The 24130-nt window shown below is 64.2% G+C and carries 26 protein-coding genes, 1 tRNA gene and 1 rRNA gene; 3 read left to right on the top strand and 25 right to left on the bottom strand.

All coding sequences use genetic code 11. The features are described 5' to 3' along the window. Positions 1 to 5: 5 nt before the first annotated feature. Genes ACZI8Q_RS00140 through ACZI8Q_RS00130 form a run of 3 tightly spaced genes read right to left on the bottom strand, consistent with a single transcriptional unit; the run spans position 6 to position 1646 of the window. Positions 6 to 623 carry an NUDIX hydrolase gene (locus ACZI8Q_RS00140; RefSeq protein ID WP_463371471.1) on the bottom strand — a complete coding sequence of 206 codons (618 nt, stop codon included), beginning with the start codon at positions 621 to 623 and terminating at the stop codon, positions 6 to 8. Then, positions 620 to 1231, bottom strand: coding sequence for a YdeI/OmpD-associated family protein (locus ACZI8Q_RS00135; protein ID WP_463371470.1), 612 nt, complete (start codon positions 1229 to 1231; stop codon positions 620 to 622). The genes ACZI8Q_RS00140 and ACZI8Q_RS00135 overlap by 4 nt, the downstream gene beginning before the upstream one ends. Before the next feature lies 1 nt (position 1232). Further along, positions 1233 to 1646 carry a VOC family protein gene (locus ACZI8Q_RS00130; protein ID WP_463371469.1) on the bottom strand — a complete coding sequence of 138 codons (414 nt, stop codon included), beginning with the start codon at positions 1644 to 1646 and terminating at the stop codon, positions 1233 to 1235. 92 nt (positions 1647 to 1738) lie between these two features. Between ACZI8Q_RS00130 and ACZI8Q_RS00125 the strand changes: the two genes are divergently transcribed. Beyond that, positions 1739 to 2716: a helix-turn-helix transcriptional regulator gene (locus ACZI8Q_RS00125; RefSeq protein WP_463371468.1), complete on the top strand. Its 978-nt coding sequence runs from the start codon at positions 1739 to 1741 to the stop codon at positions 2714 to 2716. On the opposite strand, the gene ACZI8Q_RS00120 is transcribed toward ACZI8Q_RS00125, so the two are convergent. Genes ACZI8Q_RS00120 through ACZI8Q_RS00110 form a run of 3 tightly spaced genes read right to left on the bottom strand, consistent with a single transcriptional unit; the run spans position 2699 to position 4207 of the window. Then, positions 2699 to 3340 (bottom strand): glyoxalase, encoded by a 642-nt coding sequence (locus ACZI8Q_RS00120; protein WP_463371467.1) that lies wholly within the window; start codon positions 3338 to 3340, stop codon positions 2699 to 2701. The genes ACZI8Q_RS00125 and ACZI8Q_RS00120 overlap by 18 nt on opposite strands. 2 nt (positions 3341 to 3342) lie before the next feature. Beyond that, positions 3343 to 3753: a VOC family protein gene (locus tag ACZI8Q_RS00115; protein WP_463371466.1), complete on the bottom strand. Its 411-nt coding sequence runs from the start codon at positions 3751 to 3753 to the stop codon at positions 3343 to 3345. A 10-nt stretch (positions 3754 to 3763) separates the two neighbouring features. Beyond that, positions 3764 to 4207: a helix-turn-helix transcriptional regulator gene (locus tag ACZI8Q_RS00110; RefSeq protein WP_463371465.1), complete on the bottom strand. Its 444-nt coding sequence runs from the start codon at positions 4205 to 4207 to the stop codon at positions 3764 to 3766. Between the two features lie 172 nt (positions 4208 to 4379). On the opposite strand from ACZI8Q_RS00110, the gene ACZI8Q_RS00105 reads away from it, so the two are divergent. Further along, positions 4380 to 5432: an N-acetylmuramoyl-L-alanine amidase gene (locus tag ACZI8Q_RS00105; RefSeq protein ID WP_463371464.1), complete on the top strand. Its 1053-nt coding sequence runs from the start codon at positions 4380 to 4382 to the stop codon at positions 5430 to 5432. Positions 5433 to 5492: 60 nt separating this feature from the next. Then, a complete protein-coding gene (locus ACZI8Q_RS00100; RefSeq protein ID WP_463371463.1) occupies positions 5493 to 6545 on the top strand; it encodes a fused (3R)-hydroxyacyl-ACP dehydratase subunits HadA/HadB in 1053 nt (350 codons plus the stop codon). A 58-nt stretch (positions 6546 to 6603) separates the two neighbouring features. Here ACZI8Q_RS00100 and ACZI8Q_RS00095 read toward each other — a convergent pair. The 19 genes from ACZI8Q_RS00095 to rrf all read right to left on the bottom strand — a co-directional run bounded on the left by ACZI8Q_RS00095 (position 6604) and on the right by rrf (position 24130). After that, positions 6604 to 6677 (bottom strand) — tRNA-Pro (locus ACZI8Q_RS00095). 71 nt (positions 6678 to 6748) lie between these two features. Next, the gene (gene der, locus ACZI8Q_RS00090) at positions 6749 to 8173 is read right to left on the bottom strand and encodes a ribosome biogenesis GTPase Der (protein ID WP_463371462.1); all 1425 of its coding nucleotides are present in this window, start codon (positions 8171 to 8173) and stop codon (positions 6749 to 6751) included. Beyond that, on the bottom strand, positions 8170 to 8832 hold the full coding sequence (gene cmk, locus ACZI8Q_RS00085) for a (d)CMP kinase (protein ID WP_463371591.1): 663 nt from the start codon (positions 8830 to 8832) through the stop codon (positions 8170 to 8172). Before cmk ends, der begins: the two co-directional genes overlap by 4 nt. A gap of 17 nt (positions 8833 to 8849) precedes the next feature. Next, a complete protein-coding gene (locus tag ACZI8Q_RS00080) occupies positions 8850 to 9866 on the bottom strand; it encodes a pseudouridine synthase (protein WP_463371461.1) in 1017 nt (338 codons plus the stop codon). A gap of 17 nt (positions 9867 to 9883) precedes the next feature. Then, positions 9884 to 10564 carry an SMC-Scp complex subunit ScpB gene (gene scpB, locus ACZI8Q_RS00075; protein WP_463371460.1) on the bottom strand — a complete coding sequence of 227 codons (681 nt, stop codon included), beginning with the start codon at positions 10562 to 10564 and terminating at the stop codon, positions 9884 to 9886. Next, positions 10561 to 11367, bottom strand: coding sequence for a segregation and condensation protein A (locus tag ACZI8Q_RS00070; protein WP_463371590.1), 807 nt, complete (start codon positions 11365 to 11367; stop codon positions 10561 to 10563). The genes scpB and ACZI8Q_RS00070 overlap by 4 nt, the downstream gene beginning before the upstream one ends. A gap of 41 nt (positions 11368 to 11408) precedes the next feature. Next, positions 11409 to 12302, bottom strand: coding sequence for a ParA family protein (locus tag ACZI8Q_RS00065; protein ID WP_463371459.1), 894 nt, complete (start codon positions 12300 to 12302; stop codon positions 11409 to 11411). A gap of 264 nt (positions 12303 to 12566) precedes the next feature. Then, positions 12567 to 13484, bottom strand: coding sequence for a site-specific tyrosine recombinase XerD (gene xerD, locus ACZI8Q_RS00060; protein WP_463371458.1), 918 nt, complete (start codon positions 13482 to 13484; stop codon positions 12567 to 12569). Continuing rightward, positions 13481 to 14122: an NUDIX domain-containing protein gene (locus ACZI8Q_RS00055; RefSeq protein ID WP_463371457.1), complete on the bottom strand. Its 642-nt coding sequence runs from the start codon at positions 14120 to 14122 to the stop codon at positions 13481 to 13483. Before ACZI8Q_RS00055 ends, xerD begins: the two co-directional genes overlap by 4 nt. A 3-nt stretch (positions 14123 to 14125) precedes the next feature. Beyond that, positions 14126 to 15868 carry a CTP synthase gene (locus ACZI8Q_RS00050; RefSeq protein ID WP_463371589.1) on the bottom strand — a complete coding sequence of 581 codons (1743 nt, stop codon included), beginning with the start codon at positions 15866 to 15868 and terminating at the stop codon, positions 14126 to 14128. 131 nt (positions 15869 to 15999) lie between these two features. Beyond that, entirely contained in the window at positions 16000 to 16959 is a 960-nt protein-coding gene (locus tag ACZI8Q_RS00045) for a copper transporter (protein WP_463371456.1), read from the bottom strand. After that, positions 16956 to 18140, bottom strand: coding sequence for a putative cytokinetic ring protein SteA (gene steA, locus ACZI8Q_RS00040; RefSeq protein ID WP_463371455.1), 1185 nt, complete (start codon positions 18138 to 18140; stop codon positions 16956 to 16958). Before steA ends, ACZI8Q_RS00045 begins: the two co-directional genes overlap by 4 nt. A gap of 87 nt (positions 18141 to 18227) precedes the next feature. Beyond that, positions 18228 to 19997, bottom strand: a complete 1770-nt coding sequence (gene recN, locus ACZI8Q_RS00035) for a DNA repair protein RecN (RefSeq protein ID WP_463371454.1) — start codon at positions 19995 to 19997, stop codon at positions 18228 to 18230. 2 nt (positions 19998 to 19999) lie between these two features. Beyond that, the gene (locus ACZI8Q_RS00030; RefSeq protein ID WP_463371453.1) at positions 20000 to 20977 is read right to left on the bottom strand and encodes an NAD kinase; all 978 of its coding nucleotides are present in this window, start codon (positions 20975 to 20977) and stop codon (positions 20000 to 20002) included. Continuing rightward, positions 20974 to 21789 carry a TlyA family RNA methyltransferase gene (locus ACZI8Q_RS00025; RefSeq protein ID WP_463371452.1) on the bottom strand — a complete coding sequence of 272 codons (816 nt, stop codon included), beginning with the start codon at positions 21787 to 21789 and terminating at the stop codon, positions 20974 to 20976. Before ACZI8Q_RS00025 ends, ACZI8Q_RS00030 begins: the two co-directional genes overlap by 4 nt. Position 21790: 1 nt before the next feature. After that, a complete protein-coding gene (locus ACZI8Q_RS00020; RefSeq protein ID WP_463371451.1) occupies positions 21791 to 22036 on the bottom strand; it encodes a hypothetical protein in 246 nt (81 codons plus the stop codon). 52 nt (positions 22037 to 22088) lie between these two features. After that, positions 22089 to 23084 (bottom strand): HAD-IIA family hydrolase, encoded by a 996-nt coding sequence (locus ACZI8Q_RS00015; RefSeq protein ID WP_463371450.1) that lies wholly within the window; start codon positions 23082 to 23084, stop codon positions 22089 to 22091. Next, positions 23081 to 23971 (bottom strand): hypothetical protein, encoded by an 891-nt coding sequence (locus ACZI8Q_RS00010; RefSeq protein ID WP_463371449.1) that lies wholly within the window; start codon positions 23969 to 23971, stop codon positions 23081 to 23083. The genes ACZI8Q_RS00015 and ACZI8Q_RS00010 overlap by 4 nt, the downstream gene beginning before the upstream one ends. A gap of 42 nt (positions 23972 to 24013) precedes the next feature. Continuing rightward, positions 24014 to 24130: ribosomal RNA gene (gene rrf / locus ACZI8Q_RS00005) — 5S ribosomal RNA — on the bottom strand.

Below are 24130 nucleotides of genomic sequence, written 5' to 3'. Positions count from 1 at the left end.
AGTGATCATTTCCATGCGAAGACAGGCTGATCGAATCCGTCCACTCTGGTGTGTTCGCCGTGGAGTGCCAGTCGCCCGAACTGATACATGATGGCACCCGTCGGTGCATGGATCAGGTGTTCTCGAAACGGCCATTGGATGACGGGTTTCGACGACTCCGGAATTTCGATGAAACGCGGTACGGCAGACAGTTCCTCCAGCGACACCGCAAACACCTCTTCGACCTCGCCTGGGTTCGGGCTTACCGAATCGACACCCACATCCGACCACACGACGAACGGGGTGATCACGAACCCCGACCGAGTGATGTAGTCATCCATCCGACCCAGCACATCCTCTGCTGCAACCCGAACGCCGAGCTCTTCTTCGAGTTCCCGCACCGCAGCCTCCGCCCCGGTCTCTCCCGAGTCGACGCTTCCTCCGGGGAGCGCGAATTGGGCAGGATGGGCACGCATCGTGCTGGTGCGCATTGTCAGAGGAATCGCCGTCCCATACACACCGTCGCCGAGGATCGCCAGCACCACCGAGGCCGCCCTATGAGCCTCGGTTTCCGCCGCCACCGGCCCGAACCGGTCCAGTGATTCCTGCAGCGCCTCTCGGTACAGACAAGCATCACCAGTCATTCTCCGAGGTTACGTCGTTGGTCCTCGCCGTCGTCCCTGATCCGAACGCCGGGGTGATTCGCTCGCACACCAACTGCCGCGAGCTCAACCGTCCGGTCGATTCGCCGCCGACGAGTATCCGCTCTCTTCGCTGTCACGATCCACTCCAGAATCAGCCGCTTCGACGAGGGGGGAAAGCGCTCGAAGTGCCCGCGCGCTGTCTCGTTTCGGTGCAACAATTCCCGTAAGTCGTCGGGTAGCTGCGAGCCGTCATCGGGGAGAACCTGCCATGTTCCCCTTTCCTTCGCCAGATCGATCAAGGCCTGACCGTGCTCGGTCATCAGATTTTGGTCGACCATCTTCGTCGCACGCGCCCGGTTCACGCTGCTCCACGTGCTACGGGGATTGCGCGGGGTGAACCGGAGGCGCGAACTGCTCGCATCGTGGGTACGGTGCAGGCCGTCGATCCATCCGAAGCACAGGGCGTGCTCGATCGCCTCGTGATAGCGCAGGCTCGGCGTTTCACTGTCCTTGTGGTGGATGATCAGCCAGATCTCCTTTTCGGATCGGCCGTGCTGTTCGAGCCAGTCACGCCAGACGGCGGCCGAGGTGGCAACGAGAGTTTTCATCTCACGCCTGCTTCCTGCCGAGGACGTCGAGGTAGTGCTGGTTGAACATGACACCGAGGATGTTTCCGAACGGATCGACAACGGCGGCTGTTACGAATCCGGGTCCGCGGGTCGTCGGCTTCTCGTGCACGGTGGCACCGAGGGAGAGCAGCCGTTCGAAGGTGGCTTCGACGTCGTCCACGTGCCAGTAGGTCACCACGCCGGACGCTTGCTCCGATGCGGCATGCGGGGCGAAGCGGCTGTCGATGATTCCGAGCTCGTGCTGGAAGTCGCCGATCCGGTATTCGATATATGCGGCCGGTCCTTCCTCGGGGCGGGTGAAGTAGGGGTCGATGCCCAGCATCTCGGTGTACCAGTCCTGGGCGGCGGCCACGTCGTCGGCGAAGAAGCTGACGGTGGTGAGTCCTCGCAACATCGGTGAATCCCTTCGCTCGTTCGGTTGATGAATCTCATCCTGACACCCAAAGTGCTCACCAACTGAGCACTTATTCGGAGAAGATGAGATTCATGCGCGCAGACCGACTCGTCGCCACCCTCCTTCTCATGCAGAACCGGGGACAGGTGACCGCTGCCGAGGTCGCCGACGAACTCGAAGTATCGGTCGCCACTGCCCGCCGCGACCTCGAAGCACTCTCCACGGCGGGCATACCCGTGTATTCACAGCCAGGACGCGGGGGCGGCTGGACGCTCATCGGTGGTGCGCGCACCGACCTGTCAGGCCTGTCCGCCGCCGAGACCCAGGCGTTGTTCCTGCTCGTCGGACCGGGCGCCGGGGTATCGAACGAGGCCAAAGCCGCGCTCCGCAAGCTCGTGCGGGCGCTGCCACAAACCTTCCGGGCCGAAGCTGAGGCCGCGGCCGACGCAACCATGACCGACCCGACCGCGTGGGGCGAGATCCACGACGAACGGCCCGCGGTGGTGGAGATGCTGCAGTCCGCCGTGGTGCGCCGACGGAAAGTGTCACTGACCTACGAGAACGCGGCCCGGTATCGATCGGAGCGAGTGGTGGACCCGTGGGGCTTAGTCGACAAGGACGGGTCTTGGTACCTGATCGCCGGCACTGACCGGGGTAGACGAACCTTCCGGGTCGATCGGATCGTCGAAGCCGACCTGAGCGATCGCCAGGCCGAACGGCCCGGCAACTTCGCACTCGCCGAAGCATGGGACGAGGTGGTCGGGAAGATGGAGGAGCGGCGCAGCGCCACATGGGCGACCGTACTCACCGAACGCCGGTTCCTGCCGATCCTGCGTGACCACTTCGGGCGTCACTGCCTCGATGACGGTGACGCAGAAGACGGTCGAGCGCGGGTCCGTGTCGCCGCGCCCACTCCATTGGACATCGCACGCACTCTGGCCGGCTGGGGTGCGCAGGTCGAGGTACTCGACCCCCACCCGGTGCGGGCGCAGTTGGCACGAATCGGTGTGGAACTCACCGACAGCTACGCCCGCAGGGCCTCGAACTCGCCACTACGGCAGCGCCGTTGACGCCTCCCACACGAATCCGTCCGGGTCGGTGAACGGTCCTGCGTCGCCGACGAGAACGATCCGGTGTGTGCCGTCGCCCTCAGCCGAGACACCGGCGTTCTTGGCAAGCGCACGACGTCCGTTGAGCGCCAACTTGATCGGCGACGACGCAATGTCGAACTCGACGTACTTGCCGCCGAAGCTCTTTCCCACGGGCAGACCGCGATCGACGTAGAAACGCTTGCTCGCCTTCACATCCTCGACCCCCAGCAGCAGCACGAGATCGTCGATCTTCGTGGTGACCTGACCACTGTCCTTCTTCGATGACGACGCGATCGTCCAGATCGTTCCGTCCGGCGCCGCCACAGAAGACCCATAGCCCCAGAAACTCTTCTTGGCAGGTTTGATGGTCGTCGCACCGGCATCGAGCGCAATGTTCGTCAGCGTGTCCACCGCGCTCGGTTGCGACACCACCACAGACAGTGTGAAACCACGGAAACCGTTGGCCGTGAAACCACGGAAACCGTTGGCCGGCTCGTCGCAGGCACGGACAACGACGTGCTCGTTCACGCCCAGCGCGACGGTGAATGCCTCTGCGGCCGCGACGTCGCCCGCCTCGAGTACTACCGATGAAAGCGCGGTCATGTCTAGTGCACCCCCTGAATGCGGAGCATGTTTCCCGCCGGATCGCGGAATGCACAATCGCGAACTCCGTAGGGCTGATCGGTCGGTTCCTGCACGACCTCGGCGTCGTTCGCCTGCAAGCGCTCGAATGCGCCGTCGACGTCTCCGGTGACCAGAAGAAGGGTTCCGAAAGTGCCCTTGGCCATCATCTCCGAGATCGTTCGCTGCTCGTCGTCGGTGAGGCCTGGGGTGGCCGCCGGCGGGTACAGCACAATCGATGTGTCGGGCTGGTCGACGGGACCGACCGTGATCCAACGCATCCCGTTGTATCCGACGTCGTTGCGAACCTCGAATCCGAGGGTGTCCCGGTAGAAACCCAAGGCTGCTTCGGGGTCGTTGTGTGGCAGGAAGCTCGAATGAATGTTGATGTTCATGACGACAACGCTAGATGCGATTACGCTGGCGGGCTTCTCGATTCCTGACCGGTCTCGTCACTTGTTTCGCAACACACGAGGGCATTCCTGCGGTGGCGTGCATCTGTTCCTTCCGGTAGGCGCTCGGCGGCATTCCGACGAGTTCGGCGAACCGCGTACTGAAGGTCCCCAGAGACGAGCAGCCCACCTCGAAACAGACTTCCGTCACAGTCAGCTCACCTCGTCGCAGGAGAGCCATCGCCCGTTCGATTCGCCGGGTCATGAGGTACGAGTAGGGCGACTCTCCGTAGGCGCGCCGGAATTCACGACTGAGGTGCCCGGCCGACATGTGCGCGCCGCGAGCCAGTTCCTCTACGTTCAGTGGCTGCGCATATTCGCGGTCGATACGGTCGCGAACCCGGCGCAGCGTTGCCAGATCACGCAGAGTGTGTCGGTCGACGGAGCCGGTGGTCACAGACGCAATCGTGCCAGACAACCACACTCGTGCGTTGAAAACGCCGCGAAACCCGAAAACTGTCACTGTCGGCGGCGTGTGCTCTCCTTGACGCAATCAGGGCGCAGAACGCACACCAGCGTAACGCAGTCGGAGAACACCGCTATCGAGCTCATCGGAAGGGAACTCTGTCATGGGCGCACCGGCATATCGGGAGATCATCAGGTTCGGACCGTCGTACTCGAACCGTTGGGGTGCACGGATCAGCAACATCTTCTGGCACACCCAGGAAGGCGATTCTTCGGCAGAAGAGTTGGCGCGATTCTGCAACAACCCGAACAACGGCGCGTCATATCACAACCTGATCCGCGACGGGATCGTCGTTGCGATTGTCGACACCGACTTCGCCTCCTGGTCGGTCCTGAGTGCGAACCCCATCTCGATCAACTACTGCTTCGCCGGATCGTATGCGTCGTGGTCTCGGGAGCAGTGGATGCGCCGGGCCGACGACATCAGAATCGCGGTATGGCTGTCCGTCGAGGACTGCCGCAAGTACCGCATCGCGGCAGACATCATCGCGGACCCGTACCGGCGCGCAGACGGCATCGCAGACCACAATTACGTCACGCAGGTTCTCGGAATCGGCTCCCACACCGACGTCGGCCCGCACTTCCCGTGGGACTTCGCCAAGCAGGTGCTGGCCGAGTACCTTCACGGTGATTCCGCCCCTCCCTCAGTGCCGAACGCGATCGACGAGATGGCAAAGCGAGCACCCTGGCTCGGCGCCAAGCTCGGCAGCGAGCAGTCATGTCCCGACGGCCGCGGCAGGTTCGCCGAGTTCGAGCACGGATACATCTACTGGACCCCGCAGACCGGTGCGCGCCCGATACCGAGCCACCTGTTCGAAACCTACGCCGAACTGGGTTGGGAAGCAGGACCCCTGGGCTACCCGATCGCGTTTCACACCGTTCTTCCCGAAGGCGATGTGCAAGCGTTCGAAGGTGGTGTCCTGTACCGCAAATACGGCGAGCCCGGCTTCTTCGTGACGGGAATGATCGGCGATCGTTGGGCTCGGTTGGGCTACGAGGAGTCGACGTTCGGATGGCCCGCCTCGAACGAGATCCACCGCCCGGATGGATCGGTCGAACAGCATTTCGAGCACGGTCGCATCATCTGGTCTCCAGACGGTGTCACCGGCCTGATAACCCTGGACGGACCGGACCGGGTAGTCCCCGACCGGCCGTAACCACCCCCTCCAGCGGATGCGGTCGCACGGGTACTGGCGACCACCCGTATTTTGTCGTGTGTGACTGTTCCTTCAGATACCCCAGCAAGCTCTTCCGCGGACTCGTCCCCAATCGCGTCGCGCGTCGGCCACTACTACCGAATGGATGACACATTCGAGGTCGGCCGCGAGAAAGTACGCGAATACGCGCGAGCCGTACAGGACTACCACCCCGCGCATTGGGACTCGAAAGCTGCGGAAGAGCTGGGGTATCCGGGGCTCGTCGCCCCGCTCACCTTCACGTCGATCCCGGCGATGGCCGCCAATCGTCACCTTTTCGAGTCGGTGATCGTCGGCTACGACACGTACGTACAGACGGAACAGGTGTTCGAGCAGCATCGTCCGATCGTCGTCGGCGACGAGCTCGTCACCGACGTGGAACTGTCCAATGTTCGGAGGATCGCGGGAAAAGACCTGATCACGGTCACCAACACCTTCACCGACGCTGCAGGCGAAACCGTCCACACGATGCACACCACGGTCGCCGGGGTTACCGCCGAGGAGGTCGACCCCGCGATCACCGGGTCGGTACGCAAGGTGATGATGCACGACGTCGCCATCCTCGGTCAGGACATTTCCGACGCGGAGTACACGCGCACAGTGCGTCCCGAAACCCCGATCCACATCGCCCGAGACACCCGGGGCGCGCCGGGCAGCCTGCCGTTCGAGGACCTGACGGTCGGCGACGAGCTGTCCCTGCACCATGCACGCCTCTCCCGCGGCGACCTGGTCAACTATGCAGGCGTCTCGGGTGACGCGAACCCGATTCACTGGGACGAGAAGATCGCGAAGCTGGCGGGTCTTCCCGACGTGATCGCCCACGGCATGCTGACGATGGGCCTCGGCGCAGGATTCGTCTCCTCGTGGTCACACGATCCGGGAGCGGCTACCCGTTTCGCCGTGCGACTCGCCTCGCCTGCGGTCGTGTCTGCCGAGGACGGCGGCGACATCGAGTACAGCGGCAAGATCAAGTCTCTCGACCCCGAGACCCGCACCGGTGTCGTTCTCGTCGTCGCGAAGTCCGGTGGACGCAAGATCTTCGGCCTCGCCACAATGACGATCCGCTTCCCCTGAACACTCCGAGAAAACGAAAAAGAGGCCCCATCCGAAATCGGATGGGGCCTCTTTTGTGTCGGGCTGACAGGATTTGAACCTGCGACCACTTGACCCCCAGTCAAGTGCGCTACCAAGCTGCGCCACAGCCCGTCCACGCCCTCGTTCGGGCGCTCGATGAGATTACATCAGTGACAGTCTGGAACGCTAATCGCCTGGTGAGATCACTTGTTACGGCGATCTCGCTTCTCCCGGACACGAACGGAGATCCGCACCGGGCTGCCGTCGAAGTTGAACTCCTCACGCAGCCGCCGCTCGAGAAAGCGGCGGTAGCCGGCCTCGAGGAAGCCGGTGGTGAACAACACGAACGTCGGCGGACGAGTACCTGCCTGGGTTGCGAACATGATCCGGGGAAGACGGCCCCCGCGCATCGGAGGTGGCGTTGCCGCTGTCACTTCCTTGAGCCAGGTGTTGAGACGACCGGTCGGGATGCGCTTGTCCCAGGAGTCGAGCGCGGTGTCCAGTGCAGGCACGAGCTTCTGCACCGCCCGACCCGTGTGCGCCGAGATGTTGACCCGCTGCGCCCACGGCACGCGTGCCAAGTCGCGATCGACTTCTCTGGCGAGCATCAGGCGCCGATCCTCGTCGACGAGATCCCACTTGTTGAATGCGATGACGAGCGCGCGGCCTGCATCGGCCACCATGCTGAGCACCCGCTGGTCCTGCTCGGCGATCGGTTCGGACGCGTCGATCAGCAAGATCGCAACCTCTGCCGCCTCGATGGCGCCCTTCGTGCGCAGCGAGGCATAGAACTCCGCTCCGCTCGAGTGCGCGACCCGCTTGCGCAGGCCTGCGGTGTCGACGAAGCGCCACACCTTGCCACCGAGCTCCACGAGCGTGTCCACAGGGTCGACAGTGGTTCCTGCGACGTTGTGCACCACGGAACGTTCGCCGCCGGACAGCTTGTTCAAGAGGCTGGACTTGCCCACGTTCGGTTTGCCGACCAGCGCTACACGACGGGGACCCCCACCGGGAATCCCTTCACGCGGTGTCTCCGGGAGCGCCGCGAGAACTTCGTCGAGCAGATCTCCCGTGCCGCGCCCGTGCGTCGCACTCACCGAGTACGGCTGGCCGAGCCCGAGCGACCACAACGCGGCCGCCTCTGATTCCGTGCGCTCGTCGTCGACCTTGTTGGCGACCAACAACACCGGCGTCTTCGAACGGCGCAGCACCTTGGCGACTGCTTCGTCGGTACCGGTCGCGCCGACCACAGCATCCACCACGAGCAGGATCGCATCAGCAGTCTGCATTGCCTGCTCGGCCTGACGCGCCACGGACTGTTGCAGCCCCTTGGCGTCAGGCTCCCAGCCACCGGTGTCCTGCACCATGAATCGGCGCCCACTCCACGTCGCCTCGTACGACACACGGTCACGGGTGACGCCGGGTATGTCCTCGACAACGGCCTCGCGTCGGCCGATGATGCGGTTCACCAACGTGGACTTGCCCACGTTCGGTCGACCGACGACCGCGAGGGTGGGCACAGCGACAGCACTTTCGCCTTCAGCGTCGTCGGTGAGGTCACCGAACTCCCATTCGGCTTCCTCGTTCCAGGTTCCATCACCTGCGAATTCGACAAACTCGTCGGTCACTGCACTGCTCCCGTTCTTTCGGATACCACCAACAGCAACCTGTCGATCACGTCATCGATTCCGATCTCGCTGGTGTCGACCAGCACAGAATCTTCCGCGGGCCGCAGCGGCGACACCGCGCGAGTCGAGTCCAGGTGGTCGCGGCGTTCGACGTCCGCGAGGACGCCCGCATAATCGTCTCCGCGCCCTTCTGCGATGTTCTGGGCGTTGCGTCTCCGCGCCCGCGCCTGCGCCGACGCCGTCAGGTAGATCTTCACGTCCGCGTCGGGCAACACGACGGTGCCGATGTCACGTCCCTCGACGACGACACGCTCGTTGCCTCGGGCGAGCCGACGTTGCGCGTCGACGAGCAGTTCCCGAACCTCCGGAACGGCAGACACGGCCGACACTGCTGCCGTCACCGCTCCTCCACGGATTTCTTCGCGAACATCCTCACCGTCGAGCAGAATCTCCTCGGCGGTCGGATCCGTCCCCACCGACCACGGCAGTGTGGCAGTGGCGGCGGCGATGGCCGATGGATCGTCGAGATTCACACCCTTACGCAGGACATACAGCGTGGCGATCCGGTACATGGCACCAGTGTCGAGATAACCGGCATCCAGACTCCCAGCAAGGCGGCGTGAGACAGACGACTTTCCCGTACCCGACGGGCCGTCCATCGCAACGGTCAAAGCGCTCACAGTCCCACCGCCCCGTACAGTCCGCCGACCTCGCCGCGACCGAGCACCCGAAGCGTTCCCGGACGCTGATCGCCGAGCGCTACCGGGCCGATGTCCGTTCGCACGAGCCGGATCACCGGGTGCCCGACCGCGTCGAACAGCCGGCGCACGATGTGCTTGCGGCCTTCGTGGAGCGTGACCCGGACCAAGGACTTGCCTTCGTTGATGTCGAGCAACGTGAACGTGTCCACCTTGGCGGGGCCGTCGTCGAGCTCGACACCGTCGCGAAGCTTCTTGCTCACACCCCGCTCGAGACCACCGGCCACCGTAGCCATGTAGGTTTTCGACACCTCGAACGACGGGTGCATCAACCGGTGAGCAAGATCACCGTCGTTGGTGAGCAGAAGTAGCCCCTCCGTGTCGGCATCGAGACGACCGACGTGGAACAAACGCTGGCCCGCGGCCACGCGTTCGGACACGATGTCACCGACGCACGGGCGACCGAGATCGTCCGACATCGTCGACTGCCATCCGCGTGGCTTGTTCAACGCCAGGTGCACCAGATCCTTCTGGATGACCACCCGCACACCGTCGACGCGAACCACCGCATTCTCGGGGTCGACGCGCAATCCCTGCTCGATCACGATGCGTCCGTCTACCTCGACCCGGCCCTGTGAGATCAGTTCTTCGGCGGCGCGGCGAGAAGCGACACCCGCCTGCGCGAGCACTTTCTGCAACCGCACTCCGTCGCCTTGGGGCGGCCCGGAACGGCGGTCCGGTTCCGCATGCTGGTGACGAGCCGGTTTGGCGTTGCTGATCTTGGGGCCGCGAACTTCCACGCGCTGCGGTTTCGCCGACTTCGGCTTGCCGCGCTTGTTCTTGGGGGCCGCTGACCTGCTGAAACGGTCGGGGGCGCCGGAACGCTCAGTGCGTTTCCCGGCTTCGGGGCGGCCTGTTCGGCGACCGGATTCGGATCGGTCGCTTCTTTTGTTGTTACGGTCCGGTGTGCCATCTCGGCGAGCGGGCTTCTTCACTTTTTCTTCGATCCCTGTCAGTCATTCGTGTCGAGCATGTCCGCACCGACGTCGCCCATCGGTGCGGATGCCGTGTTCATTCTCGCAAATCGTGGATCGGATTCCAGGCTTTCACTGAGGTCGTCGATCAGATCGACATCCGGCAACAGCGGGGCCAGAGCCGGTAGTTCACCGAGCGACGCCAACCCGAGCCGTTCCAGGAACAATTCGGTTGTCGCGTACTGCGTTGCATTCGTGTCGGGGTCGTTGCCGGCTTCGGCAATCAGTCCCCGGGCGAGCAACGTACGTACGACACCGTCCACATTGACACCTCGAACGGCACTGATCCGTGCGCGGGTCAACGGTTGACGGTAGGCCACCACGGCCAATGTTTCCAATGCGGCGCGTGTGAGCTTCGACCGCGCACCATCGAGAAGTAGCTTTTCCACGTACGGTGCGTGCACGCTTCGGGTGTAGAAGCGCCATCCGTCACCCGCGTACCGAAGATCGATTCCGCTGCCACGAGCAGTGAAGGCTTCGGACATCCGATTCATGATGGCCTCGACCCGTTCCTCGCTTGCTCCCGTCACCGAGGCGAGCTGGTCCGCACTTGCGGGGGAATCGACGACGAGCAGCAACGATTCGAGTACGGCCTCGAGTTCGTCGTCCGCCAGTTCCGCTTCGTCGAGTTCTTTCTCGTCCTCCGATGCCGACGTCATCCGTAGTCCTCCTCCATCACCGGCACCTCGATCTGATCACCGGTCCAGCTGACACGCAGGTCACCCAACGGCTCGGGCTGCTCGAACTGCACGGTTCGTTCCCGGTACAGCTCGAGCAATGCCAGAAACCTCGCGACGATATACACGGTCGTTTCGCATTCGGACACGATGTCCGAGAACGTCGCCCACTCCCCGGCGCCACGCTTCCTCAGCAGCTCGAGCACCAAGCCTGCCTGCTCCGAGACGGAGACCTTCGGGACATGCAGGTGGTCGAGACCGACGGACGGAACCGGGCGGGGTGTGAATACGGTTGCCGCGATCTCGGCGAAACGGCGGGCGTCGACCCCCAGGAAAACCTCGGGCAGCAGATCCGTGAACTGTTCTTCCACGGCCACCGATCGCGGATACCGCCGAAAGGCGGCTGCCTCGAGCTCGCCGAACATCTGCGCGACCTGTTTGTACGCCCGATACTGCAACAATCGTGCGAACAGCAGGTCTCGTGCTTCCAGCAACGCGAGATCCTCGGCATCGTCGACCTGACCTGCCGGCAACAGTCGTGCCGCTTTCAGGTCCAGAAGAGTGGCGGCAACCACCAGAAACTCGGTCGTCTGCTCCAGGCCCATCTCGGCGCCGAGTGTTCTCGTATACGCGATGAACTCGTCGGTCACCTCGTGAAGAGCGACCTCGGTGACGTCGAGTCGATGCTGACCGATGAGCGTGAGCAACAGATCGAACGGACCCTCGAAGTTCCGCAACGAGACGCGAAACCCCTGGCCAGGTTCATCGGTCGATCCCCCGCTGATGTCCTCGACCGGAGCATCGAGGGTGTCCTGCGTATCCACTGCTACCGACCGGATCGGTGAATGACCTCGCGCGCCAGCGCTCGGTAGGCCTCGGCACCGGTCGACTTCGGCGCCCAGGTGGTGATCGGTTCCCCGGCGACACTGGTCTCCGGGAATCGAACCGTCCGGTTGATGACGGTGTCGTAGACGGTGTCGCCGAATACTTCGACCACACGCGACATCACCTCGCGGGCGTGGAGCGTGCGTGAGTCGAACATCGTGACGACGATGCCGGCGAGCTCGAGCCGCGGGTTGAGGCGGTCGTGGACCTTGTCGACCGTGTCGTTGAGCAATGCCAGGCCACGCAGGCTGAAGAACTCGCATTCCATCGGAATGAGCACGGAATCGGCGCAGGCCAACGCGTTGACCGTGAGCAGACCGAGTGATGGCTGGCAATCGATGAGGATGTAGTCGTAGCGATCTAGCACGGGGTACAGCACACGACCCAGCGTCTGCTCACGCCCGACCTCGGTGACGAGTTGAATCTCGGCCGCCGACAGATCGATGTTGCTGGGCAGCAGGTCGAGCCCCTCGACGCGCGTTCGCATGAGGACGTCGTCGATGGACACACGTGGTTCGACGAGGAGGTTGTGCACGGTGAGTTCGAGATCGTGGTGAGCCACTCCCAGACCGGCGGACAACGCGCCTTGGGGATCGAGGTCCACCAACAGCACGCGACGGCCGTAGTCGGCAAGTGAAGCACCCAGGTTGATGGTCGACGTCGTCTTCCCCACGCCACCCTTCTGATTGCACATCGCAATGACCTTGGCCGGCCCGTGCGAGGACAACGGTGTCGGCTCCGGGATTTCCCGGGGAGGACGTCCCGTCGGTCCGAGGTCCGCCTCCGCGTCCGTCGCGGCGAACAGACGGGGTGCTGCGGTACCTGCGTCGACCATTTCACCCTCCGATTCCGACTGCGCTGAGCGCGATTGCGCTGACTCCGCCGCTGGCGGCTGCGGTGTCATCACGGTCCGATACTCCCCTTGTTCTCTCGTGTAGAGCAGTTCTCTCGTGTAGAGCAGTTCTCTCGTGTAGAGCAATTCTTCGTAAGCACGGCTCCGGCGACCCTCACGTCACTCGATCACGGAGCGTTAGCCGAAACGCTACCGCCTCGTGTCCCGAAATCCAGACCGGACACGCATCGACGCACGTACACCGCGTCATCGTGCACGGGGATGTGCCCCGGCCCACACCTCGCGAAGCGCTCCCACAGTGACGAGGGTATAGATCTGGGTTGTTGTCACCGATGCGTGTCCCAGCAGTTCCTGAACGACGCGGACGTCGGCACCGCCGTCGAGCAGGTGCGTAGCAAACGAGTGCCGCAAAGTGTGGGGAGACACCCCCGACTTGATGCCCGCGGATTCTGCGGCCGTCTGCAAGACCTGCCACGCGCTCTGACGTGACAACCTGCCACCGCGCGCGTTGAGAAACAGCGCCGGTGTGCCTCTCGACACCAAGCCCGGACGCCCGCGGACGAGGTAAGCATCCACAGCTTCGAGGGCAGGGCGTCCGACCGGGACGATGCGTTGCTTGCCACCCTTTCCGTGCAGCACGACCGCACGAGCGTCCATCTCGATGTCGTCGACATCGAGTCCCACGGCCTCCGAGATCCGCGCACCTGTCGAGTAGAGCAATTCCAGCAACGCCCGGTCGCGCAGTGACCGTGTCCCGTCCGACGACCCACCGGCAGCGTCGAGAAGTGCGAGTACATCGTTGAGAGGCAACGACTTCGGGAGTCGTTGAGAGGGGGCAGGTGGGTGGACTTCCCGCGCGACATCCACCGGAAGCACACCCTCGGTCGTTGCGAACCGATGCACTCCACGAACTGCGATGAGCGCACGGGCCGCCGAACTGGCAGCCAGGGGCGGCCTCTCGGCTGCGGCATCACCCTTCCTGAGGGCAACTACGAAGTCGGCGACGTCCTTCTCCGTTACCCGTACCAGATCGTCGATCCCCCGCTCCCCCAAGAATTCGACGTACCGGGCCAGATCGCGCCGGTACGAGCTGAGCGTGTTCCGGGCAGCGCCGCGTTCGACCGCCATGTGATTCAGGAACGAATCGACCTGCCGCAGGATCACCGTTCACGCTCTCCGGCTTTACGATCACCGAATCGGCTGGGCCTGTCCTGCCACGGCGCATCCGCTGCGCGCAACGAGATTCCCGACGAACGGGCGCCCGCGAGCGCCATGATCCCGGATACTGCGGTGGCGTTGCCGATGTCACCGCTCAGTGCCATGTTCAGCGCCTCATCGAATGGCACCCTGTCGATCTCGAGGTCCGCCTCTTCGTGTTCCGGTTCCTCCCGGTCGACCTCGTGCAACCCCTCCGCGAGAAAGATTCGGACCGACTCGTCCGTGAACCCGGGTGAGAGCAGCACGTCGACCAAGGTGGACCAGCGGTCCGCACCGAGACCGGTTTCCTCGGCCAACTCCCGCATCGCCGCGGTGTGCGGGTCCTCCCCCGGGACGTCGAGTAGACCGGCTGGAATCTCCCAGAGACGCCTCCCGACGGGATGCCGGTACTGGTGGATCAGAACCACCCGGTCCTGATCGTCCAGGGCGACCACGGCGACGGCGCCATGATGTTCGACGACTTCCCGCTGCGCACTCTGCCCGCCGGGCATGGATACCCGATCGATCCGGAGCGCCACGATCGCACCGTCGTACACGGTGCGAGAGTCGAGGGTCTCGAAGGCGTGCCGCACCCGATCGGTCATGGCCTAGCCGGCACTCGTCACCGCAGCATCGGCACTGTCGTCGTCGAGCGTTCCCTCGGTGTGGACGTCCACGGGCAGGCGCTCCTCCAACTTGTAGTCGAGGGCTGCGTCCACGAATGCTGCGAACAGCGGGTGGGGACGGGTCGGGCGGCTCTTCAACTCGGGGTGCGCCTGCGTCGCAACGAAGAAAGGATGCTGATCCGCCGGGTACTCGACGAACTCCACCAAATGACCGTCGGGAGACGTTCCACTGAACCGAAGTCCACTCTTCGCGATGCGATCCCGATACGAATTGTTCACTTCGTACCGGTGACGGTGACGCTCGGACACTTCGTTGCTGCCATAGGCGCGCGCCACGACGGAACCCTTCTGCAGAGTGGCCGGGTACGCACCGAGACGCATGGTTCCACCGAGATCGGCTTCACCTGCCACGACGTCTTCCTGGTCGGCCATCGTGGAAATGACCGGATGCGTCGTCTCCGGTTCGAATTCCGCCGAGTTCGCATCGTCGAGGCCCACACTGCGTGCCGCTTCGATGACCACACACTGCAAACCGAGGCACAGCCCCAACAACGGAAGCTTCCGGTGCCGCGCGTATCGAATCGCGCCGAGTTTCCCTTCGATGCCACGAATGCCGAATCCACCCGGAATCAACACGCCGTCGACATCGCCGAGCGCCGCCTGCGCACCGGCATCCGTCTCGCATTCGTCCGAGGCAACCCACACGATCTCCACCTTGGAGTGGTTGGCAAACCCACCGGCGCGCAGTGCCTCCGTGACCGACAGATATGCGTCCGGAAGGTCGACGTACTTGCCGACCAGAGCCACCCGCACGGTTTCTCTCGGCTGATGAACGCGGTCGAGCAGATCACCCCAGATCGTCCAGTCGACATCCCGGAACGGCAGACCCAACTGACGCACCACGTACGCGTCGAGGCCCTCGCCGTGCAGAACCTTCGGAATGTCGTAGATCGAGGGTGCGTCCGGGGTGGAGATGCACGCGTCGACGTCGACATCGCACATGAGGGCGATCTTCGCCTTCAGAGACTGCGGCACGTCCCGGTCGCAACGCAGGATCAGTGCGTCGGGCTGGATACCGATGTTACGCAGGGCAGCCACCGAATGCTGGGTCGGCTTGGTCTTGAGCTCGCCGGAGGGCCCGAGGTAAGGCACGAGCGACACGTGCAGAAAGAAGACGTTGTCCCGGCCGATTTCGTGACGAACCTGACGCGCAGCCTCGAGGAACGGCTGGGATTCGATGTCGCCGACGGTGCCACCGATCTCGGTGATGATCACGTCGGGACGATGCCCCTGCAGGTCCGGGCCGCTCATCGCGAGGATGCGTCCCTTGATCTCGTCGGTGATGTGCGGAATGACCTGGACGGTGTCCCCCAGATACTCGCCGCGGCGCTCCTTCGCGATGACCGTCGAATAGACCTGCCCCGTGGTCACGTTCGAATGCCCGGAGAGGTCCCGGTCCAGGAAGCGTTCGTAGTGTCCGACATCCAGATCGGTCTCGGCTCCGTCTTCCGTGACGAAGACCTCACCGTGTTGGAACGGATTCATCGTGCCGGGATCGACATTCAGGTAAGGATCCAGCTTCTGCATCGTGACACGCATCCCACGCGCCGTGAGGAGCTGCCCCAAACTCGAAGCGGTGAGGCCCTTGCCGAGCGAAGAGGCAACGCCCCCGCTGACGAAGATGTGCTTGGTAGCGGTACGCGTATGGATGCGTGAGTGTGGCAAAAGGGCTCCCGTGACGACTGTGCAGGACTTGATCTGTTCGAGCAAAGCTGGGGCCTGCCGACCCACGGGACTTCACGGTAACACCTCGGGGCGGCAAGCGTGAACAACGCGCCGAAGACGACGACAGAATCTCACTGGCCGGGTGCGGCGCCGACCGTTACTCCGGTGGTACCCGGACCGGTTCCATATCTTCCCGATCCCCCGGCCAACTGCTCCTGCAGAGCCAGCGGAACGGTGATCCTTCCTGCCGCACGGTCGATGTTGTCGATGGTCGTGAGCGCTTGCGAGATGGCGGCGTCCGCGCGAGCGACTGCGACCGCTCCGTTACCCGCCGCCGCACCGGGCCGTCCTGCCAGCACAGCCCCGGCACCCCGGGCGTCGAGCGCGCCCGCGAAACGCGCAATCACCGCCCCTCGGTTACCCGTGGCTCCCTCGGCAGCTGCCGCACCGCCGTCGCCGGTCACGACGACAACGGACTGCGCAGGAGCAACAGTCCCGTCACGATAGTCGACGAATCCCGCGCTACGTAGGGTATCCAGCGCCAGCGTCACTTCTTCCGGGGTGCTCCGAGGTTGACCCGTATCACTGTTCACCAGAAGAACAGCACCGAGCAGATCGCCCGCCAGACTGCCCTGATCGATCGCACCGGTGCGCAGCGTCACGCCGGCCGGAATCACATTGTTGACGATCGTTCTGAGCCGGTCCCCGCCTGTCGCATCGACGAAGGGTTCGGTCAGGGACAGCTGCCCGGTCACCGCCGCGCCTGCTTCTCCGAGAAGTCGGTTCACACCGTCCACGTCGCCCGGATCGGCATCCGGCGTGGTCACGACCAGGACCGAGCGTCCCGCAAGTGTGTCACGGACGATCCTCGACGACACAGCTGCATCGAACCCGTCCGCCGCGTTGAGCTGTTCGTTGAGCTGATTGTTCCGTTGGTTGGATGCCGCGAGCTGTTCGCTGAGATCGGCTCTGTCGTCGCGAATCCCAGAAATCAGGCCACTCGAGAGCAGCCCGGACCCGAGAACGATGCCGATCGCAAGAGCGAGGAAGATCGCCGCAAGGGAAATGGCGTGTTGACGCATGGAAATCACTCGAGCAGCCCCTGAACCCATACGACCAGACTGTCCCAGGTTGCCACTGCCCAGACCCATACCTCACCGCCGATGTTGGAGACGACGAGTGCGACGATCACAGCCACGAGAGCGGCCAGCACGAGAAGCGCGATGGCAGCCCCGGACACCCGGCTTCGATACAGCGTCGACACAGCTTTCGCGTCGACGAGCTTCGGACCGACCTTGAGGCGAGTCATGAAGGCAGACGGGTTACTGTCCCGTCGACCGTGATCGAAGAACTCGTCCAATGAGACCGTGCTGCCGACCGTCACGATCAGCGAGGCTCCGTGGTGATCGGCCAGCAACAGCGCGAGGTCACACGAAGATCCACTGGCCGGGAACGTCATCGCACCGATACCCAGATCCTGGATCCGCTCGAGCCCGGAAGCATGGCCGTCCGGGTCCGCAGGCAGCACCACCTCCGCACCCGATTTCAAGGTGGCACTGGTGATGTCCTCCGGATCACCCACGATCAGATCGGGCCGGTAGCCGGCAGAGCTGATCGCATCCGCCCCCGCGCCGACGCCGATGAGAACCGGTGAATATTCCTTGATGAACGGTTTGAGGTTCTTCAGGTCTGCTCGGTGGTCGGGACCGTCGGTCACCACCACCACATGACGTTCCTTCAGATCGAGGTCGATATCCGGAACACCCACACCGTCGATGAGCAGCGAACTCTCCGTGCGAATGAACTCAATGGTGTTTCCGGAGAAGGCTTCGAGGTGATCGACCAACCCGGTCTTGGCCTCGATCATCCGATCGGAGATCTCGGCCTCGGTGAGCTCCTCCCCCTTCGCCATCCGGCGGTCACCGTTGTAGATCCCGCCCTCGTTCAGCCGAATCTTGCTGCCGTCCTTGATCTTCTTGAAAACGTCCGCCCCGACGGAGTCGATCAGGACTATCCCGTTCGCGACGATGAGTTCGGGGCCCACGTTCGGGTAACGGCCCGAAATGGACTGTGCCGCATTGACGAGCGCCAGGACGCCGGCCTTGACGAGAGCGTCCGCCACTCCCCGGTCGAGGTCGGGTTCGTCGAGCACGACAATATCTCCGTCGCCCACACGACGGAGCAACTTGGCAGTGTTGCGATCCACTCTCGCGATGCCACTGATCCCGGGCAAAGCATCGGTGTTACGTGAGAGCAGCGCCGGCATCTTCATGGCAACGATGATGAACCCGAATTGTCGCCGACCTGTGGAGGCGCGCCGTCCAACACATCATTTACAGATGCAACAGTCCGTTGGGACTCAGGCGGACCGTTCACTCTTGGCGGTGGCCAACAATTCCTCCGCATGCGCGCGACCGGTCTCCGTGTCGTCCAGACCTGCGAGCATCCGCGCCAGTTCGACGACACGCTCGTCGTCGGTCAGAGTTCGCACCCCGCTGCTGACGACGCCGCCGGAATCGTCCGTCTTGTCCACCACCAGGTGTGTGTGGGCGAAGGCGGCCACCTGAGGCAGATGCGTCACCACGATCACCTGGTGCGTGCGCGCCAGACGGGCCAAACGACGTCCGATCTCCACGGCCGCGCGGCCACCGACACCGGCGTCCACCTCGTCGAAGACCATCGTCGCCGCGGTGTCGGATCCGGCCAACACCACCTCCAGAGCAAGCATCACGCGGGACAGCTCACCACCGGAGGCACTCTTACCCAGCGGCAACGACTGCGCACCGCTGTGGGCGGCGAGCCGGAACTCCACCTCGTCCACGCCCGACGCACCGGCATGCATTTCGATCCCGTCCACCGACAACGGTGCGCTGTCCTGTGACCCGGCAGAACGAGGCCGCACTGCCACGTCGAGGGCCGCCCGTCCCATGGCGAGTCCGGACAGTTCACCGCTCACCGCCTTGGCGAGCTTGGCCGCCGCCTTGACCCGCGCTGCAGTCAGCTTCGATGCGGCCTCGGCGGTGGCCGCCCCCGCCTGGCCGACCTGCTCGGTCAGCGCCGCCAACGCATCCGATGAGACGTCGATTCGAGCCAGCCGTTCTCGCGCCGACTTCGCCCATTCCAGAACACCATCGACGTCCGCGGCATATTTCCGCGTCAACGTCTTGAGCTCCGCTTGCCGTGACAACAGCGAATCGAGCGCACCTGGATCGGCGGGCAAACCCGCCAGATACGTTGCAAGATCACCGGAAACGTCCGTCACCACCGCGATGGCTTCGGCAAGACGGGGTCCGAGCCCGTCCAGATCTGGGTCCGAGGCCGATTCGATACGAGCCCGTGCCTCGGACATCAGATCGAGCGCCGCATTCGCTCCGCCGCCGTCCATATCGTCCACACCGATGATCGCCGCGTGTGCGTCCTCGGCTGCGGCCCGCAACGAATCGAGTTCGCTCAGTCGCTTCACTTCGGTGACGATCGATTGGTCCTCACCGTATTCCGGTGCCACACCGTCGATCTCGTTCAATGCAAACGAGAGTTGATCAGCTTCTCGAGCAAGTTCCCGCGTGCGGCCGGTCCGTTCGATCAATTCCGAACGGGCAGCCATCCACTCGGCCCGGTACTTCACGTAACGCGACAGCAAGGGGCCGATCGTCTTCTCGGCGAAGCGATCGAGCGCGTCGCGCTGCTGATCCGGACGCAGCAATCGCAGCTGATCGTTCTGCCCGTGCACGGTCAACAGAGGTCCGGTGAACTCGGCCAACGTTCCCGCCGGCACACTGCGACCGCCGAGGTGGGCGCGGGAGCGGCCGTCGCTTCCCACCGTACGCAGGGCAATGATGCTGCCGTCGTCGTCGCGCTCCGCGCCCGACGACTCGAGCAGTTCGGTGATCTGGCCGTCGACCGCCTCGGACACGTCGTCGGCAACGAATCGTCCCTCGACGACAGCACGCTGAGCACCGGCACGAACGCGGCCGGCATCCGCACGGGCACCGCTGAGCAGGTGCAGACTCGTCACGACCATGGTCTTACCGGCACCGGTTTCACCCGTCAGCACGGTCAGACCTTCGTGAAACTGCGCAGCCGCCTCCGAGATCACTCCGAGGTTGTCGATCCGAATCTCTGCCAGCACGTCTAGGGCTTCCTTCCTCGCCACCCGGTCACGGGCAGCTCGAACTTTCGCACCATGCGGTCCGCGAAGGGCGCAGAGTCCAGCCGCACCCAGCGCACCGGATCCGCCCCTCGTACCACTTCCATACGCGCACCCGCAGGCATCTCCAAGGTGCGGCGCCCGTCACAGAAGACCAGCCCGTCGTGACTGCCGGCAACCGTCTCGACGGCAATGACCGAGCCGGGACTCGTCACCAACGGGCGCGCGAACAGCGCATGTGCATTGCTGGGAACCACAAGCAGGGCCTCCAATTCCGGCCAGACGACCGGCCCCCCTGCGGAGAAAGCGTATGCCGTCGACCCGGTTGGGGTGGAGATCAGAACTCCGTCGCATCCGAATGCCGACACAGGCCGTCCGTCCACCTCCAGCACGACCTCCAGCACACCGAGCCGCGACCGGTTCTCGAGGCTGGCTTCGTTGAGCGCCCATCCTCTCGCGATGATCTCGTCGTCTACGCGAATCGCCACATCGAGGGTCATCCGCTCCTCGACGCGGTACTCGCGCCGAACCACCTGTCCAAGAGCCGCATCCAAATGTTCGGCCTCCGCCTCCGCGAGGAAACCGATTCGGCCGAGGTTGATACCGAGCACCGGAATCGACGCGTCGTGTGCCAACTCCGCTGCCCGCAGGAACGTGCCGTCTCCACCGAGAACCAGAACCATTTCGCAGCCACGTGCTGCGTCGGGCCCGGCCCTGACGACCGAAACATCCGGGTCCGGAGCCAGAAATCCTTCCGGCACCGACCCGGCGGCCGGTTCGAGGCGCGTGCTGTCGACCTCGTCCACGAGCACGCGCAGCCCGATCCCCGCCCTTTCGAAGATCTTGCCGACCCTGCGCGCCGTCTCGGCGATCTCCGGTCGCCCGGGATGTCCGACGAGCAGGATCTCGCGTGCACTGTTTCCGTCTACCGAAGCACCGGCCGACGTTGTCGCAGCAGTCACTGTGGCCCCTCCCGCACTGCAGTCCGGATCAGTTCCTCCACGTCCGTGTCGGTGGTTTCCGGCTCGGACCTCAACCACAGAAAGTACTCCACATTGCCCGATGGGCCCGGAAGTGGACTCGCCACCACACCCGCAGTGCGCAGACCGACAGCTGCCGCCGCCCGCGAGATCGCGAGCACGGCCTCGATCCGCAGTTCCGGATCACGAACGACGCCCCCCGAGCCGACACGATCCTTACCCACTTCGAACTGAGGCTTGACCATCGGAACGACATCACCACCCGACCGCAAACAGGCGACGAATGCCGGCAAAACCAGTTCGAGAGAGATGAACGAAAGGTCGGCGACAATCAGATCTACGTCTCCGCCGATGGCCTCCGCGTCGATCGATCGCACATTCGTACGATCGACGATCTGCACTCGGTCGTCGGACTGCAGTCGCCACACCAACTGCCCGTAGCCGACGTCCACGGCAACGACCTCACTCGCACCGTTGTGCAACAAGACGTCGGTGAAACCGCCGGTCGATGCCCCAGCATCCAGGCATCGTTTACCTGTGACCCCGAGCCCCTCGGGCGCGAAGGCCTCGAGCGCCCCGATCAGCTTGTGCGCACCACGCGACGCCCACGACACTTCGGACTCGACGTCGACGACTCGCAAAGGCGTGTTGGGCTCGATCGCAGTCGCCGGCTTCGTCGCCGTGGTTCCGGAGATGAGAACTCGCTTCTGTGCTATCAGTTCTCGCGCCTGCTCACGAGAACGAGCCAGTCCCCGCCTGACCAGTTCTGCGTCCACCCGGGCTCTACGCGCCACCTCAGACCTTGTCCACGGTGGCCAGCGCCTGCACCAGCACGTCGTGTGCCTTCTCCAGAACGAGCGCCTTGCGGGGGATTACACCTGCGCCATGCTGGTCTTCGGGAGTGGGCACAACGTCCCCGAGAGTCGACAGAAGCCCGTCGACCTCGGCGTGAATTTCTGCAGGCTGGACGGAGGCTGCTTGCTCAGAATTGTTCGTCTGCCCAGCCAGATGGGCTCCGGGGCGCGGTATCGGCGTGGTCATCGGGGACAACGCTAGCCGATCGCGAACGGATACGCATGCACGCGGTCGCGGGTCAGAGGCCCCAATTCTGGAGGATTCGATGCGCAGTCGCGTCGGACGTGACGATCCCGACGAAATCGGGGTTCGACCAGGCGGTCGCCGCAAGGGACCGCAGCAGCGCGCCGTCGTCGAGGTCCGACGCACCGACGACGGGTTCGATCCCGAGGTTCGTTCCGTCGTAGGCGACCGACCAGCCGCCGGATTTCTGCCCGATGCGGGCCTCCGCTGCCGGATGATCGAGGACGGCCAGTTCGGTTCCCAGATAGGTCGGTCGCTGAGCTCGAGGCGCCCGCAGCACGTCTTCCGCCGTACTCACACCGGTGAGAACGAGCAGAGAATCCACACCCACCGCATTGGCGCCTTCGATATCGGTGTCGAGACGGTCCCCCACAACGAGCGGACGGTCACCGCCGCTTCGCTCGAGCGCATCCCGCATGAGCGGCGCTGCGGGCTTGCCGGCAACCAACGGTTCCCGGCCCGAGGCGGTTCGAACGGCGGCAACCATCGACCCGTTTCCGAGGGTGAGCCCTCGCTCCGTGGGAAGAGTCGTGTCGACGTTCGCAGCAACCCACAGAGCTCCACCACGAACTGCGAGTGTGGCTTCCGCGAGAATCTCCCAACCGGTGGTTGTCGAATGGCCCTGGACCACCGCGACCGGACCCTCGTCGTACCTGCGAACGGGCCGCAACCCGACACGCTCGACCTCGTCACAGAGTGCTTCCGTACCGACGACCAGCACTGGATCGTTCGGTTCGAGCTTCTGCGCCAGCAGCCGCGCGGCCGCCTGCGAGCTCGTGACCACGCGAGACGCGTCCGCGTCGAAACCAAGATCCGCGAGGTGTGCGGCTACTGCCTCGGGACTGCGGCTCGCGTTGTTCGTGACGTAGTAGAGCTCCTGTCGACTTCCGGCAAGTGCCTCCGCAGCCCCGGGAAGCGCTTGCGAACCCTGATACAGCGTGCCGTCCAAGTCGAGAAGCAAGACGTCGTAGGCGTCCCTGAGCGTCGTCACTCGTCGTCGCCGGTCAGTTCCGCCACACGCTCCTCGGCGTCGGTGTCACCTTCGAGGTCGGCTGCAGCAGAGTTCAGAAACCACTTCAGGCCGTCTTCCACGCGGCCTGCCGCAACCAGAGCATCCGCGTACGCGTAGAAGAGCCGTGCGGCCGCGATCCCCGTCCTCGAAGCATCGAGATCGGACGTTTGAAGACTGACGACAGCCTGATCGAACTGGCCGAGATCCATCCTGGCGCCGGCCACGACGATACGCAGTTCCGCTGCTTCCTCACCTCCGAGCGCCCGTGCCTCGTCGCTTCGTCCGAGTTCGATGGCACGCTCGGGTCGACCCATACCTCGTTCGCAGTCGGCCATGACGGCGAGCAGCCCAGGCCCGCCGGCCATCCGGCGAGCAGCGCGCAACTCGGACAACGCTTCGGCCCATTCTCCGGCGTGGTAGGCGGTGATCCCAGCCGTTTCACGCACGACCGCAATACGTCCCGCACGCTGGCGGGCGGCCCGCGCGTGCAGCAGAGCCAACTGCGGATCGTCGTCGACCAGACGGCCGGCCATCACCAGGTGACGTGCCACAGCGGCGGCGTTGTTCTTGTCGAGGCTCAGCAGATCCCGCCGCACAGCGGGATCGAGGGCACCAGGTTCGACGTCATCGGGAAGATCGGGCTCGTCGGGCCGAGCCGGTCGACTGTCTCGGCGACCGGGAACGAATCCACCCTCGCCGCCGCGCCGATGGTTGTCACGACGCGGGCCTCCCCGCCGCTCTCCACCGGTGGACCGACGATCTCCACGACCACCGAAGTCACGGTTATCTGACGACCTGCGGTTGTCTGATCTACCGTTTTCCGACCTGCCGTAATCCGACACAGTGCTTCCTTTCAACACAAACACGAAAGGGGACCCAGTATATTGGGTCCCCTTTCGGTAACGGATGTTCGGCGGTGTCCTACTCTCCCACACCCTGTCGAGTGCAGTACCATCGGCGCAGACAGGCTTAGCTTCCGGGTTCGGAATGGGACCGGGCGTTTCCCTGTCGCTATGGCCGCCGTA

The sequence above is a fragment of the Rhodococcus quanlei genome (assembly GCF_055231015.1).
This window is presented reverse-complemented; position numbering and strand designations above follow the sequence as displayed.